Source organism: Microbacterium sp. ZW T2_14, assembly GCF_044987405.1.
Taxonomy (GTDB): Bacteria; Actinomycetota; Actinomycetes; order Actinomycetales; family Microbacteriaceae; genus Microbacterium.
This window is the reverse complement of sequence record NZ_JBJDRK010000001.1, coordinates 159,437-174,824: the sequence shown is the minus strand read 5'-3', so window position 1 is coordinate 174,824 and position 15,388 is coordinate 159,437. Positions and strand designations below refer to the sequence as shown.

Genomic DNA, 15,388 nt, shown 5'->3' with positions numbered 1-15,388 from the left:
GCAGGGCGCGGCGCCCAGACCCAGCCATGCCGCCGGTGGCGGCGTCCGTCGTCCGTCAGGGTGAGGGCGAAGCGGCGGGAGTCCGTACCGGATTGCGGATGCCGAGGAACGATGTGACGCCTCCGGCGATCATGAGCGTCGCCGTGACGATGGCGGCGCGGTGGAAGCCCTCGAGGTCGAGGCTGCCGCCGACGATGGTGGCGAGCAGGGCGACGGCGATGAGTCCGGCGACGCGCGCGACGGCGTTGTTGACGGCCGAGGCGATGCCCGAGCGCTCCGGCTCGATCGCGCCGAGGATCGCGGAGGTCAGCGGTGCGACGGTGAGTGCGAGGCCCGCACCCATCACGATCATGCTCGGCAGGATCTGCCACCAGTACGAGAACTCCGTGGTGGTCGTGAGGAGGAGCAGTGCGCCGATCCCCATCGTGATCGGGCCGACGGTCATGAAGAACCGCGGACCCCATCTGCCGCTGAGCGCGCCGACGCGCGAGCTGAACAGGATCATGAGGATGGTCATGGGCAGGCTGGCCAGTCCGGCGAGCGTCGCGGGCAGCCCGGCGCCCTCCTGCAGGTACACGACGACGACGAGTCCGTTGAGGGCGAGCGCCCCGTAGATGAAGGCGGTCGCCACGTTGCCGGTCCAGAAGTTGCGCACGCGGAAGAGGTCGAGCGGCAGGATCGGGTGCCGCGTGGTGCGCTGGCGGAGGATGAACGCCGTGAACATGCCGGCGCCGAGCACGAGCGTGAGCCAGATGACGGGGGAGCCCCAGCCGAGGTTGGGCTGCTCGATGAGGGCGTAGACCATCCCGCCGAGACCGAGCGTGCACAGGGCCGCGCCGATCCAGTCGATCGAGGCATCGGGATGCCGCGAATCGCGGAAGCCGCCGCGCGCCAGCAGCACGAGCGTCACGGTGATCGGCACCACGTTGATGAGGAATGCGAGCCGCCAGGAGACCAGGTCGACGAGGATGCCGCCGATGAGCGGCCCCACGATCATCGCGGACGTCGTCATCGCGGTCCAGATGCCGATCGCGCGGCTCTGCGCGGCGCCGGTGAAGTTGGAGGTGATGAGCGCCAGCGAGCTCGGGACGAGGAACGCGCCCGCCGCCCCCTGGACCGCCCGCGCGACGATGAGGAACTCGGCGGTCGGTGCGGCCGCGATGGCGATCGACGCGATGCCGAAGCCGATGAGCCCGATGCGCAGCACGAGGACGCGGCCGTAGGCATCGCTGACGGAGCCGGCGACCAGGATGAGCGCGCCGAGTGTGATGAGGTACGCGTCGACGACCCACTGCTGCGTCGTGATCCCGCCGCCCAGCTCTTCGCTGATCGAAGGAAGGGCGACGTTGACGATCGTGCCGTCGAGGAACGCCACGAAGGATCCGAGCACGGCGATCCACAGCACCGCGCGCTGGACCGTGCTCATGCGGCTCGTCGGCGCAGAGGTGGGTGTCGCCGCGGAGGCGGGCTCGTGATCGGTCACCCGCCCCACGCTAGACCCGGTGGACGACACCGAGGGCGGCTTGGCCCGATGCGGGGTATCGGCCGGCGACAACGCCGCCCTACGATGGCGACAGCGCCGCGCCGCGGTGTCGACGGGCGACCCCGGGAGCTGCGATGTGCCGCTGGCTGGCTTACACGGGGGAGCCGCTCCAGCCGGCCGCCCTCATCCTCGACGCGCAGCACTCGGTCGTGGCGATGGCGGAGAACTCGCCGCTGGGCGCCGAGACCGTGAACGGCGACGGCTTCGGGTTCGGCTGGTATCCCGTCGCGGGTACGGATGCCGCGGGGCCGCGGCATCCGTTCGTCTTCCGCAGTATCGAACCGGCGTGGAATGACCAGAACCTCCGGGAGATCAGCCGGGCCGTCGTGAGCCCGCTGTTCTTCGCGCACGTGCGGGCGGCTGCGGGGCCGCCGATCCAGCAGACGAACTGCCACCCGTTCCGTCACGACAACTGGCTGTTCATGCACAACGGCGCGATCTCGCAGTTCGGCCTGATCAAGCGCGAGCTGGCGCTCGCCGTCGACCCGTCGCTGTATCCGCTGATGCAGGGCACGACCGACAGCGAGGTGCTCTTCCACCTCGCGCTGACCCTCGGTCTCGCGGACGATCCGATCGGTGCGGTCGGGGCCGCCATCCGCCGGGTGGAGGAGGTCGGCCACGCCGCCGGCGTGCCGTTCCCCATGCAGGGCACGCTCGCCGTGTCGGATGGCGAGACGCTGTGGGCGTTCCGCTACTCGTCGCAGGGCCGCTCGCGTTCGCTGTTCCACTCGGCCGACGTCCACACGATCCGGGCGATGTACCCCGACGCTGAACGGCTCTCGCTCTTCGGCGATCACGCGCGGGTGGTCGTGTCGGAGCCGCTGAACGACCTTCCGGGCGTCTTCCTCGAGGTTCCGGAGTCGACCGTCGCGGTGCTGGACCCGGAGGGCTACCACCACGAGGCGTTCCTCGACGCGTGAAGCGCGCGAGGGTTAGCCTGACCGTGCAGCGGACCGAGCCGCGCGGACGGAGCATGCACATGGACTACGGGCTTCACATCGCCGACTTCACCTGGCGCAGCGGCGCCGCTCACCTGGGGCCCGCGCTCGCCCAGCACGTGCGCAACGCCGAGGCCGCCGGCATCCGTCGCATCACCGTGATGGACCACTTCTGGCAGCTGCCGGGTCTCGGTCCGGTCGAGCACGAGATGCTCGAGGCGTACGCCACCCTCGGGTTCATCGCGGCCCACACCGAGACGGCGATGCTGCACGCCCTGGTCTCAGGCGTGATCTATCGCCATCCGTCGCTGCTGGCGAAGCAGGTCACCACGCTCAATGTGCTGTCTGGCGGTCGGGTGGGCCTCGGCATCGGCGCCGCCTGGAACGAGCAGGAATGTCGCGGGCTCGGCTTCCCGTTCCCGCCCGTCGCCCGGCGTTTCCGCGAGCTGGAGGAGACGCTGCAGATCTGTCTGCAGATGTGGTCGGACTCGGAGGGGCCGTACGAGGGCGCGATCTGGCAGCTGGAGCGCACGCTGGATTCGCCGCAGAGCATCAGCCGCCCGCATCCGTATCTGCTGATCGGCGGGGGCGGCGAGAAGAAGACGCTCCGTCTGGTGGCGCAGTACGCGGATGCCTGCAACCTCGGTGTGAGCGGCGGCGGCCTGCCCACGCACAAGCTCGACGTGCTGCGCAGCCACTGCGACGACGTCGGCCGGAACTACGACGACATCGAGAAGACAGCCATGATTGCGATCACCCCCGAGTCGACCTCCACGGATGTGGCGGCGCTCGCCGAGTCGCTCGCGGGAGTCGGCTTCACGGCGACGTACGTGTACGCGGTCGGGATCGACGAGCCGGAGCGGGTCGTCGACGTGATCCGCGGTGCCATCGAACGCGGCTGATTCCGCAGGCTCGGCGCCGATTCGCGGCATCCGTCGACGTGTCGTAAGCTTGTCGGCGGTGACGTGTCCGAGCGGCCGAAGGTGCAACTCTCGAAAAGTTGTGTAGGGTAACCCCCTACCGTGGGTTCAAATCCCACCGTCACCGCCATTTTGGGCCAGATCGACGTCCTTCTCGGACAGCCTCGATCTGGCCCATTCCTTTTGGATCCGTCTCGTTCCGTGTCATATGTGGGCATGGCCGTGGTCAGGGGTTTTCCCGAGCAGACGAGACCGTTGAGAGCGATCGTGTTGAGCGGGAACGAGACCGACTCAGACAGCCTGAGAAGGATCGGGAGGGACGTCGGATTGTCGTCGAGGTCGGCCGTGCCCACACTTTGCCCACACGATTTCACGTGGGCATGTTGCCCACCGGAGACCGAGGTTTCAAATCCCTCCGTCTCCGCTCTCGAGTGCCTTTCACAGACGTTCACCCGGGTTGGGCTATGCCGAGGCGGCATTCTTGAGCGATCTGCCCCACGCCGCCCCCATGGGTGTTAGCGCCGCCGGGCTTACGCGTTTCGCGGACTCATCCCCGCGGCGGTGTAGATCTCGTCGAGAGTGCGGATCTGCTGAACAGCGGCCGCGGGAGTAGTTTCCACCGCGATCGTTCCGCGCACAGCGTCGCGGAACGCCTCGAGTTGATAGGAGTAGGTCGAGCGTTGTTCGGTGCGCTCACGGCGACTGCCGTGAGCGGCCTTGACGGTGATGCGAGTCCCCATCTGCGGGTGGTACGGGAATGAGACACGCATGGTGCCCTCGTCCCCCCACACCGACAGCCCCATGGAGATGAGGCTGCGTGACCAGATGGAGGACACGATCTGCCCAGTCATGCCGCTGTCCCAGCGCATGGTTGCCTCCATGCGCCGGTCGATATCGCCGCGTGGCCAGGCTCGCGCATCCGTGACCGCGGGTGCGATGCCGAACAGCTCAGTGAGCGCGCGTACCGGGTAATACCCCACGTCGAGCAGGCCGCCGCCACCCAGGTCCGGATTCCAACGGATGTCGCGGCCGGGAGCAATCGGGACGCAGAACGCGGCGCGCGCGGATCGCGCGCGGCCGATCTCACCTGAGGCGATGATCTCCCGCAACCGCCCGTACAGCGGGTGAAAGTGGGAATGGTAGGCCTCCATGACGACTCGGTCCGATGCGGAGGTCTCGTCGGCGACACGTTGTGCGGCGGCGGCATTGCTGGTGAACGGCTTCTCGCAGAGAACGTGCTTCCCGGCTTCGACCGAGGCGATCGTCCATTCCGCGTGCAGCGCGGCAGGGAGCGGGACATAGACCGCGTCGACGTCCGGATCGGCGAGCAGCGCATCGTATGACTGGTGAACATGACGGATGCCGCTTGTCGCGGCGTAGGCGGAAGCGCGACCGCGATCGCGGGCCGCGATCGCGGTCACCTCCACTCCCGTCATCTGATGAGTCGGCGTCAGCAGTGCGCCCTTCACAATGCGCGCGGCCCCGAGCACGCCGATCCGGAGAAGGCCGGACGAAGTCACGCCGGGCCTCAGGCCGAGTCGCCCGGTATGACCCGAAGGTTGATATCGGCCATCGGGGGCACGTCGGACTGGCCGAGAGCGCCGAGAGCCGCGGCCACGGTCATGTGGGCGACCGCTGTCAGGTCGTAGCCGACGGTCGTAAGGCGCGGGTTGGTTACGCGCGAGAGCGGTGTGTGATCCATCCCGATGAGTCCGATGTCATCCGGAACCCGCCATCCGCGAAGCCCGGCCGCCGTGAGGAGAGTAATCGCGATGTCATCGTTGTAACAGGCGACCCCGTATCCCGGCTCCAGAAGGTCGAGCGCGGCGCCGGCGTCGTCGAGATCGATCCCGAGGCCGATGACGGTCGGCGCGGGAAGCCCGGCGGCGGAGCACACTTCCGCCACGGCGACTTCGCGGTCGGTGCCGTAGGGATCTTCCCTGTTGTCGCGAAGGTGTGCGAACGCGAGCCGTCGATATCCGCGGCTGACCAGGTGTTCGGCCTGGATGCGCCCGATCGCGTCGTTGAGGTCTCCGCCCTCTGCGGTGTCGAAGCCGGGGATATCCCGCTCGACCAAGACGGCCCGCTCAGCGTCCGTGAACGGCTGGAGCGACAGGACGGCGCGCGGCTTCATCCCGGCCAATATCCGGTCGAGCGACGAGGGCGACTGCGTCGACAGTCGCAGCACGAGCGTGAGACCCTTCCGGGCCAGGAGCTCGGTCGCGGCGTCGAAGATGTCCTGCAGATTGCCACCGAACGTGGTGTTCGGAACCAGTGCGACCACGAAGTCGCTGGTACCGGTGCGCAGCATGCGACCGGCTGTGGAGGGCTGGTAGCCGAGTTCCTTGGCAGCCTCGAGCACGCGTTGCGCCGTGTCGGCAGCGAATCGGTCGGCATGACCATTCAGAACCTGGCTCACCGTTGCGCGGGAGAGCCCTGCGTGCCGCGCCACATCCGCACTTGTCGCCGCCATGTCGTCCCCCTCTGCACGTTGGTCGCAGTCTAGCGCGTTATCTCGTGACAATCGCTAGTTGACACGTGATAACCGCTCGTGGTCTACTCAGGTTGTCACGTGGTAACTGACCTACCCCGAAATCGATCCACTTGACTGGCCGGGCATCCGGCCCCGATGACAAAGGAGTCCTCATGTCGGATAACCCAAACGCCGCCGCACCCGGCGCTGCCACCTCGCCTGCCCAGCAGGCGCTCGCTGCAGACACTCAAGCCGAGAACACCGCTACCGGAACGCTTCGCACCCCCGTATCCAAGAAGTGGATCACGCTGCTGCTGGTCGGCATGTTCGGCGCCTATGTCGCCCTGGTCGCGCCGATCGGCCTCTCCCTCTCCCTCCGCGTCCAGGAGCTCGCCCCGTCGAACGTCGAGATCCTCGGCTACATCATCGGCATCGCTGCGCTCGTCACGACGATCACCGGTCCGCTGGTCGGTACCTGGAGCGACCGCACCCGGTCGCGACTGGGGCGACGCCGCCAGTTCGCACTGGGGGGTGGCATCATCGGCTTGCTCGGTCTTGTGGTCATCGCCACCGCCGGCACAGTGCCGGTACTTCTCGTGGGGTGGATCATCACCTCGATCGGCTGGAGCAGCGCCATGAACTCGCTCATTCAGTCGCAGGCGGACCGTCTGCCAGAGGTGCAGTATGGGCGCGTCGCCGGCCTGAGCGGATTCGTCCAGATGGTCGCACCTGTTGTCGGGGTGGGGCTGGCGAGTGCGTTCATCGGCAACAACTACCTGGTGTTCCTGGTTCCCGGTGCCGTCGGCGTGGTCGCGCTGCTGTGCTGGTTCCTCTTCGTCCCGGAGCGAGACACACGCGACGCGGTGTTCGCCGAGCGTCTCAGTGCAGGCAAGGTCCTTCGCGGCATGGTGTTCAACCCGCGTCGCTACCCTGACTTCGCGTGGAACTGGCTAGCCCGCCTGATGTTCATGACGGGTGTCACTTTCACCACCACGTTCACGTCGCTTTTCTTCGCATCGCGGCTCAGTCCTGACGGTCAGGTCGCCGATATCGGCGGGATCATCCTCATCATGTCGATGGTCAGCCTCGTAGTCACCGGCGTCGGCGCACTGCTGGGCGGCTTCCTCTCCGACAAATTGCGCCGTCGCAAGATCTTCGTGCTCGGTTCGGGCATCGTCTACACCGTCGGTGCGATCACCTTGGCGATCGGTGGAAGCAACTTCGCGGTGCTGCTCCTCGGCTCCGCCTTCACCGGTGTCGCCCTCGGCGTCTTCTCGGCTGTCGACCAGGCTCTGGTGCTCAATGTCCTGCCCGAGAAGGACACGGATGCCGGTCGGTTCCTGGGGATCAACGGCTACTCGACATCCATCGCGCAGGCGGTCGCACCTCTACTGGCCGCACCGCTGATCATCATCGGCGTCAGCGGCACCGACAAGAACTATGGGCTGCTGTTCATCGTCGCCTCGGTGCTCACCGTCGTCGCGGGCATCCTCGTGCAGTGGAAGGTGAAGAGCGTCCGCTGAGGATCGGCCGCTCTGACCACTCTCGAAGCCTTCCCACGACGGAGCTGAACCATGACCACGAGCCTGTTCACCGATGGATGGACCTTCTACCGCGGCGACGATGCAACCGGCGCGGAGTTGCGACTGCCCCACGATGCGATGATCGGAGAAGCTAGATCCGCCGCCGCGGGCACCGGCAACCATGGCGGCTTTTTCCCCGGCGGCGTATATCGCTACCGCAAGGTGTGGCCTGCCCCCGACGACGCGAACGAACGGGAATACTCGCTGCGGTTCGAGGGAGTCTACGGAGTCACCCGCGTCACGGTCGACGGCAGGGAGGTTGCCCGCAACGACAGCCCATACCGCGAATTCACCGCAGCGCTCGCCAGCATCGCCCCTGGTCAGAGTGCGGAAATCGAGGTGCACGTCGACAACAGCGCCGCTCCGAACAGCCGGTGGTACACGGGTTCGGGCATCTACCGGCCGGTATGGCTGGTGTCGGCAGGTGCCGTGGCCATCGCCCCGGATGGCGTGCGCATCGTGACTCGAACCGTGCGCACCGGTCCCACCCACACCGACGCGACGGTTCAGGTGACGATCCACGTCGATGGCGTGGTGCCTTCGGGCGCCACGGTGATCGTCGACTTCGAGGACGATGGCCAGGCCGTTGCCCGCAGCGAAGCGGAGGTGACGGATGCCGCGACCACGGTCGAGGTCCCCATCACTTCCGCAAAGCTGTGGTCGGCCGAGCAACCGCACCTGTACGACGTGCGCGTGCGCCTCGTCATCGACCAGGAGACGGCCGACGAACGGCTGATCCGCACCGGCCTGCGCACCGTGGAGGTCGATGCGCGGCATGGTCTACGCATCAACGGCGAACGGGTGCTGCTGCGGGGCACTGCGGTGCACCACGACAACGGGCCCCTCGGGGCGGCCACGTTCGCGTCGGCCGAGCGGCGCCGAGCACGGCTGCTCAAGGAGGCCGGCTACAACGCCATTCGCAGCGCCCATAACCCGCTCTCGCGGGCATTCCTCGACGCGTGTGACGAGCTCGGGCTCTACGTCATGGATGAGCTGACGGATGTCTGGTTCCGCCCGAAGACTCCGCACGACGGCGCCGAGCGGTTCCGTGCGCAATGGCGCGATGACGCTGCGTCGATGATCGCAAAGGACCGCAATCGCCCTTCGGTGATCATCTACTCGATCGGCAACGAGATCGCCGAGTCGGCCACCGAGGACGGTGTGGAACTCGCCCAGCAGATCCATTCGTACTTCGCCGACGCCGATCCTACGCGTCCCACCACGATCGCCGTCAACCCGCTGCTGGCCATGATGGCCGCCCGGGGCAAGACCTCCGCGCACGGGGGGGATGTCCCGCCGGAACGCCGGCCCGCTACCAGCACGCTCGCCAACGAGGTGACGGCAAGGATGGGTCGGCTTATGGTGCTGGCTTCGAAGCTTCCCGCGGCAGACAAGGCCACCCGGGATGTCTTCGCCGCAGTCGATATCGCGGGATACAACTACGGCTTCGCCTCTTACGTCGGCGCTCGGCGTCGGTATCCGAACCGGGTCATCGTCGGCACCGAGTCGATGCCCGGCGATCTTCCCGCCATCTGGCAGCGCGTCACGTCTGTGCCGGGAGTCATCGGCGACTTCGGGTGGACCGGGTGGGACTATCTCGGCGAAGTGGGCCTGGGCTACTGGACCTACGGTGCCGAGACCGGCGGCATCGCCAAGCCCTACCCGGGCATTCTGGCCGGGTGCGGCGTCTTCGACATCACCGGAACCCCGGGCGCGGCTCTGCTCCTCGCCCAGGCCGTATGGGGCATCAGCCAGCGGCCGGGCATCGCGGTGCGGCCGCTGGACAAGACAGGACAGCGCCCCAACAGAACCCCCTGGCTGTCGTCCGATGCGCTGCCCAGCTGGTCCTGGCGCGGCCACACCGGCCTCGCCGACGTCGAGGTCTACTCCGCCGACCACGAGGTGGAGCTGCTGCTGAACGGACGCTCCCTCGGGCGCCGCAAATCCGGCCCCCGTAGCAGCTACGTCGCCCGGTTCCGCACCCAGTACGAACCCGGCGAGCTGACCGCCGTCGCCTACCGCGATGGTCGCGAGACCGGCCGCAGCACCCTGCGATCCGCCGGTGCCCCGCGACTGCGGCTGCGTGCCGAGACCGACGAACTGTCCAGTCCGGACGACCTCGCCTACATCTGGCTCGAACTCGCCGACGAAGACGGCATCGTCGACGTCGGCTCGGAGGATCGGATCGCGGTGAGCGTCGCCGGCCCTGGGACGCTCACCGCCCTGGGCAGCGCCGCACCTGAAACGACAGGCAGGTTCGTCGACGACGAGACCACCACGCACCGTGGCCGCGCGATCGCCATCATCCGGGGCACTGCCCAAGACGGTCCGGTCACCATCCACGCGGCATCCACACGCCACGGCGAGGCATCCCTCACGCTGCACGTCACTGCCGCCGCCGCGGTCCCCGCGATCAGCGTCGCCGCCCCTGGAATGGAGTCATCATGACCGCATCCGAGCCCATCCTCGCGGGCTTCTACCCGGACCCATCGATCTGCCGGGTCGGTGACACGTATTACCTGGTCAGCTCGAGCTTCGAGTACCTGCCCGGCATCCCGATCCATGTCAGCACCGACCTTGTCACGTGGACGCTTGTGGGCAATGCACTCACCCGCGAAAGCCAGATCGCTGAGCACCGTGGGTACCCCAGCGCAGGAATCTTCGCCCCCACGATCCGCCATCACAACGGCACGTTCTGGATCATCGGCACCAACGTCAACGACATCCCACTCGGCCGCGGCCACTTCCTGATCCACACCAGCGACCCAGCAGGACCGTGGTCGGACCCGGTCCACATCGCCGGCGCGATCGGCATCGACCCCGACATCGTCTGGGACGACGACGACATCGCCCACGTCACCTGGTGCTCCCTCAACCCCGAGCAGCCCGGCATCCAGTCCGCCCCGATCGACACCACCACCGGTGCACTCCTTGCGCCGCCGCGGCAGCTGTGGCAGGGCAGCGGGCTGGCCTTTCCCGAGGGCCCGCACCTGTACCGCATCGCCGACTGGTGGTACCTGCTGCTCGCCGAGGGCGGCACCGAGCGCGGTCACGCCGCCACGATCGCCCGCGCACGTACGCTCGATGGCCCGTTCGAAGCGGCACCGCACAACCCCTTCCTCACGCATCGGAGCCTTGCACACCCCGTCCAGAACACCGGACACGCGGATCTGATCGAACTCGCCGACGGCACATGGGCGGCCGCCCACCTGGGCGTGCGACCGCGCGGACAGACACCCGGCTTCCACGTGAACGGACGCGAGTCGTTCCTTGTCGGCATCGACTGGATCGACGGCTGGCCCGTCGTCGACGAGACCCGTTTCGCCGTTCCGCCGGTCGACCGCTCGTTCGCCGACCACTTCGCTGGCTCTGATCTGCACCCGCGCTGGCTCGGCGTCGGAAGATTCCCGGCATCCTTCACGCGCCCGAGGACGGGTGGCGGACTCCTCATCGATGCGGATGCCGGTGAAGGGCGCGCCCTGATCGCGGCCCGCGCCACCGATCTCGTATGGACAGCGTCGGCACAGTTCACCGCCGAAGCCGGCACCGGACGCTTCCTGCTGCTCATCGACGACCGCAACTGGTACGGGCTGACCTACGACGGATCCACCGTCGAGGCGACTCTGGCGGTCGGCCCTATAGAGCACAGCGTGGGCCGCCACGACATCCCGGCGGGGGTCGTCCCCACACTCCGGATCCGCGCGATACCCGCCCCCGTCCTTCCACACGGCGTTTCACTCGAACCCGACCTCATCGAGCTCGCGGTCATCGTCGAAGGTGCCGAGCGTGTCTTCGGCGCGTTCGACGGCCGATACCTGTCCACCGAGGTAACCGGCGGCTTCACTGGCCGGGTCTTCGGTGTTCAGGCGCTGACCGGCCAGATCGAGCTTCGCGAAATCCACTACGCGCCGACCGCCGAGTCGGCGTCGACCGCCTGAGCCACACCGCGCCGTCGTGCCTACATTTGAGGAACACATGACCACCCCGCTCTACCGCGATGCCACCGCATCCCCCGAAGACCGCATCGCCGACCTGCTCTCGCAGATGACCATCGAGGAGAAGGCGGGGCAGCTCACCCAGTACTTCTACTTCGGAGCTCCAGAACTGCCGGAGGGCTTCGACATCGAATCCCTGCCGCCGGAGCACCGCATGTTCCTCGAGCAGCCGAAGATGGTGGAGGCCGCGACCGGCGATGGTCTCGTCGGCTCCGCCCTGTTCGTAACCAACCCGGCGACCATCAACCGGTTGCAGCGCATCGCCGTCGAGAACACACGCCTCGGCATCCCGCTGCTGTTCGGCTTCGATGTCATCCACGGTCTGCGGACCATCTTCCCCGTTCCGGTGGGTCTCGCCGCCAGCTGGGACACGAACCTCGTCGAGGCCGTGCAGGCTGTCGCAGCGCGGGAAGCCCGGGCCTCCGGCATCCATTGGACCTTCGCCCCGATGATCGACATCGCCCGAGACCCGCGCTGGGGTCGCATCGTGGAGGGCGCCGGGGAAGACCCCGTCCTCGGCTCCGCAATGGCGGCCGCGCAGGTGCGCGGCTTCCAAAGCGACCTCGGCTCCGACCGCGTCCTTGCCGGCCCGAAGCACCTCGCCGGCTACGGCGCCGCCCGCGGCGGCCGCGACTACGACGATGCCGAGATCTCCGACGCCGAACTGTGGAACGTATACCTCCCGCCGTTCCAGGCGGCAATCGACGCAGGAGCCGTCAACGTGATGAGCGCCTACATGGACCTCAACGGCGTCCCGGCGTCCGCCAACCGGTGGCTCCTGACAGACGTGCTCCGACAGGAGATGGGCTTCGAAGGCTTCGTCGTCTCGGATGCCAGCGCCGTCCGTTCGCTCGAGACCCAGCACTTCGCCGCAGATCAGACGGATGCCGCCGCACGAGCCGTCAACGCCGGCCTCGACATGGAGATGGCGATGTCCGACGCGGCTTTCGCGAATCTGCCCACGGCGGTCGCCGACGGCCTCGTGAGCGAGGACGCCGTCGACAACGCGGTTCGTCGCGTGCTGCAGGCCAAGTTCCGGCTCGGGCTCTTCGAGAACCCTTTCGTCGACGAGAACGCTACCGCCGCCGTGCTGGACGCGACGGCCCACCGCGAGCTCGCTCGCACCGCCGCAGAGCGCTCGATCGTGCTGCTCAAGAACGCGGGCAGCGCACTCCCGCTCGACGCCGCTGCGCTCGGCTCGATCGCCGTGATCGGTCAGCTCGCCGACAGCAAGCGCGACCAGCTCGGCCCGTGGGTATTCGACCACGACACCGCCGAGACCGTCACCATCCTCAATGGGCTGCGATCCCGTCTCCCCGGCGTGACCGTGACCTATGCACCGGGCGCCGGGATCACGGAACGGGTGTTCCCATCGGAGTTCGACAGGGCTGACCCGACTGTCGCCGCGACTCCCGCCGACTGGGATGACGAGGCCGAGATCACGCGGGCGGTCGAGCTCGCGGCATCCGCTGACGTCGCCATCGTCGTGGTCGGGCAACGCCAGAACCAGGCGGGCGAAAAGGCCTCCACCGCTACGCTCGACCTGCCCGGACGCCAGCTCGAGCAGCTTCAGCGCATCACCGCCACCGGCACGTCCGTCGTGCTCATCGTCGTCTCGGGCCGGCCACTGGATCTGCGGTGGGCGGACGAGCACGTTCCGGCCATCGTGCAGGCCTGGTATCCCGGCACGCGCGGCGGGGACGCGGTCGCGGCCGTGCTCCTCGGCGACGTGTCGCCGGCCGGCCGGCTCCCCTTCACCTGGCCGCGTCACGCCGGGCAGGTTCCCCTCGCATACGCGCACCTGCGCACTTTCCAGCCGGAGGGCCAGGGCTCCCGCTACTTCGAGGGGGAGAGCACTCCGCTGTACCCGTTCGGACACGGCCTGTCCTATGCCGACTTCGACTACACCGACCTGCAGCTGGACCAAGAAGAGATCGCGGTCGGTGACACGGCATCAGCATCGTGCACGGTACGCAACTCGTCGAACCGGACCGCGGACGAGGTCGTGCAGCTCTACATCCACCAGCGCCACGGCACCTCCTCCCGACCGGTGCGGGAACTCAAAGGATTCCAGCGCATCACACTGGCCGCGGGGGAGCAGCGCACCCTCACATTCCCTCTCGGGCCCGAGCAGCTTCGCTACTGGAGCGCCGTCACACGCGGAACCGTGCAGGACGCGACGACTATCGACGTCTGGGTCGGCGGCGACTCGAACGCCAAGCTCAGCACGACGCTCCGCATCAACGACTGACACGGGCGCGGCCCAGACCGCCGATCGACACCGAAGGACGACCAATGACTGAAGCATCGACCGCAGCATTCCTGTGGGGAGCGGCGACGGCGCCCCACCAGATCGAGGGGAACAACCTCAACAGTGACTGGTGGGTGTATGAGCAGCGGATGCCGCACTTCAACCCCAGCGGCGACGCCGTCGACAGCTACCACCGCTACGAAGAAGACATGCGCCTTCTCGCTGACGCGGGGCTGACCGCGTATCGGTTCGGCATCGAGTGGGCACGGGTCGAACCGCTACCCGGAGCATTCTCGCTCGCGGAGCTCGCGCACTACCGTCGCATGATCGACACCGCGCTGAGTCTGGGCCTCACTCCGGTGGTGACCCTGCACCACTTCTCCAGCCCACGCTGGTTCATCGAAGAAGGCGGATGGCTCGGCGACACTGCCCTGGAGCGCTTCAGCGCGTACGTCACCCGCGTGTGCGACATCCTCCACGACGTCCCGTGGGTGTGCACCATCAACGAGCCGAACATGTTCGCGTTCATGATGCTCATGGCGGGCGCGATCAACAGCGACGCCGTGCCCGAGATGGACACTCCGACGATGCAGGAGGGCGGCTTCGTCCTGCCCCTTCCCACTCCGGCCGCCACGCAGCGCCTCGTCGAGGCGCACCACGCCGCTCGAGCAATCGTCCGGGAGCACACCACCGCGGCGGTCGGGTGGACGATCGCGAACCTTGCCCTGTACGCCGCCGCACCCGAGAACGAGCAGCGCCTCCGAACGGAGCGTTACGCGCGCGAGGATGTGTTCCTAGAGGCCGCCCGTGGCGACGACTTCGTCGGCGTGCAGGCGTACTCCACGCAGGCCGTCGACGACAACGGACTCGTCCCGAATCCACCGAGCCCCGACAACACCCTCGTCGGCACCCCCTATCGCCCGGACGCACTCGGCATCGCCGTCAGACACGCGTGGGAGGTCACCAGCGGCGTACCGATCCTGGTCACCGAGAACGGCATCGCCACCGCCGACGACACCCGGCGGATCGCTTACACCTTCGAGGCACTCCGCCACCTCTTCGACGCCATCGACGACGGACTCGACGTCTGCGGCTACCTGCACTGGAGCGCGCTGGACAACTTCGAGTGGGGCCACTGGGAACCGACGTTCGGGCTCATCGCCGTCGACCGCACCACCTTCGCTCGTACGCCCAAACCCAGCCTGGAGTGGCTCGGAGAGGTAGCCCAGCGCGGGCGACCGTAGGCGACACCCCAGTCCCGGCCCTCAGGTGCCTGGAGCACCTGATGCCCGCCCCCCGCGGTGCATTGCTCAGTTCCGCAGCGGTTTTCGGGCAGGTTACGCCAGACGCCCAAAAGAATTTCGAGGATGCCGATTCGGTGCGCTCCCCAAGTGCATGCAAGGTGTGGAGTGCGGCCCACGGCAGCAAGGAATCGGCTGGTGGAGGCTGCCGATCCGCGGGGTTGCGCCGCAGTCCGCGGTCGTGGAGACAGGGGGAACGGAATGCCGATTTCACCCTGCAAGCGCGGAGTCCTCGTAAGCGGACCGAGCCCTCGAGTCCCTGCGTTCTGGATGGCCGAGGCGCGACTCAGGCGCTCGGGTGTTGTTGCCTTCAGATGAGGTGTGGTGAGACGCTTAGCGGACAAGACAATACGTCGTCCGATTCGTCACACGAGTTCGCGCGCG

Annotated in this window: 10 protein-coding genes and 1 tRNA gene; 8 read left to right on the top strand and 3 right to left on the bottom strand. The window is 67.7% G+C overall.

Annotation, left to right across the window (positions count from 1 at the left end):
• Nucleotides 1-55: 55 nt before the first annotated feature.
• Nucleotides 56-1,426, bottom strand: a complete 1,371-nt coding sequence (locus ACI3KY_RS00725) for an MFS transporter (RefSeq protein WP_404928322.1) — start codon at nucleotides 1,424-1,426, stop codon at nucleotides 56-58.
• A 191-nt stretch (nucleotides 1,427-1,617) separates the two neighbouring features.
• Between ACI3KY_RS00725 and ACI3KY_RS00720 the strand changes: the two genes are divergently transcribed.
• The 3 genes from ACI3KY_RS00720 (at nucleotide 1,618) to ACI3KY_RS00710 (ending at nucleotide 3,531) form a co-directional block, all read left to right on the top strand.
• On the top strand, nucleotides 1,618-2,463 hold the full coding sequence (locus ACI3KY_RS00720; RefSeq protein ID WP_404928279.1) for a class II glutamine amidotransferase: 846 nt from the start codon (nucleotides 1,618-1,620) through the stop codon (nucleotides 2,461-2,463).
• A 59-nt stretch (nucleotides 2,464-2,522) separates the two neighbouring features.
• Complete coding sequence (locus ACI3KY_RS00715; protein ID WP_404928278.1) at nucleotides 2,523-3,383, top strand: LLM class F420-dependent oxidoreductase; 861 nt, start codon at nucleotides 2,523-2,525, stop codon at nucleotides 3,381-3,383.
• A 57-nt stretch (nucleotides 3,384-3,440) separates the two neighbouring features.
• Nucleotides 3,441-3,531 (top strand) — tRNA-Ser (locus ACI3KY_RS00710).
• A gap of 400 nt (nucleotides 3,532-3,931) precedes the next feature.
• On the opposite strand, the gene ACI3KY_RS00705 is transcribed toward ACI3KY_RS00710, so the two are convergent.
• Nucleotides 3,932-4,921, bottom strand: a complete 990-nt coding sequence (locus ACI3KY_RS00705; protein ID WP_310292995.1) for a Gfo/Idh/MocA family oxidoreductase — start codon at nucleotides 4,919-4,921, stop codon at nucleotides 3,932-3,934.
• A gap of 8 nt (nucleotides 4,922-4,929) precedes the next feature.
• Nucleotides 4,930-5,874: a LacI family DNA-binding transcriptional regulator gene (locus ACI3KY_RS00700; protein ID WP_310292998.1), complete on the bottom strand. Its 945-nt coding sequence runs from the start codon at nucleotides 5,872-5,874 to the stop codon at nucleotides 4,930-4,932.
• 173 nt (nucleotides 5,875-6,047) lie between these two features.
• Here ACI3KY_RS00700 and ACI3KY_RS00695 point away from each other — a divergent pair, with 173 nt between their 5' ends.
• Genes ACI3KY_RS00695 through ACI3KY_RS00675 form a run of 5 tightly spaced genes read left to right on the top strand, consistent with a single transcriptional unit; the run spans nucleotide 6,048 to nucleotide 14,947 of the window.
• Nucleotides 6,048-7,397: an MFS transporter gene (locus ACI3KY_RS00695; protein ID WP_404928277.1), complete on the top strand. Its 1,350-nt coding sequence runs from the start codon at nucleotides 6,048-6,050 to the stop codon at nucleotides 7,395-7,397.
• 51 nt (nucleotides 7,398-7,448) lie between these two features.
• Nucleotides 7,449-9,905 (top strand): glycoside hydrolase family 2 TIM barrel-domain containing protein, encoded by a 2,457-nt coding sequence (locus ACI3KY_RS00690; RefSeq protein WP_404928276.1) that lies wholly within the window; start codon nucleotides 7,449-7,451, stop codon nucleotides 9,903-9,905.
• Nucleotides 9,902-11,395 carry a family 43 glycosylhydrolase gene (locus ACI3KY_RS00685; RefSeq protein WP_404928275.1) on the top strand — a complete coding sequence of 498 codons (1,494 nt, stop codon included), beginning with the start codon at nucleotides 9,902-9,904 and terminating at the stop codon, nucleotides 11,393-11,395. The genes ACI3KY_RS00690 and ACI3KY_RS00685 overlap by 4 nt, the downstream gene beginning before the upstream one ends.
• Before the next feature lie 37 nt (nucleotides 11,396-11,432).
• A complete protein-coding gene (locus tag ACI3KY_RS00680; protein WP_404928274.1) occupies nucleotides 11,433-13,703 on the top strand; it encodes a glycoside hydrolase family 3 N-terminal domain-containing protein in 2,271 nt (756 codons plus the stop codon).
• Between the two features lie 44 nt (nucleotides 13,704-13,747).
• Nucleotides 13,748-14,947 carry a family 1 glycosylhydrolase gene (locus tag ACI3KY_RS00675; protein ID WP_404928273.1) on the top strand — a complete coding sequence of 400 codons (1,200 nt, stop codon included), beginning with the start codon at nucleotides 13,748-13,750 and terminating at the stop codon, nucleotides 14,945-14,947.
• The last annotated feature ends 441 nt before the right edge of the window (nucleotides 14,948-15,388 follow it).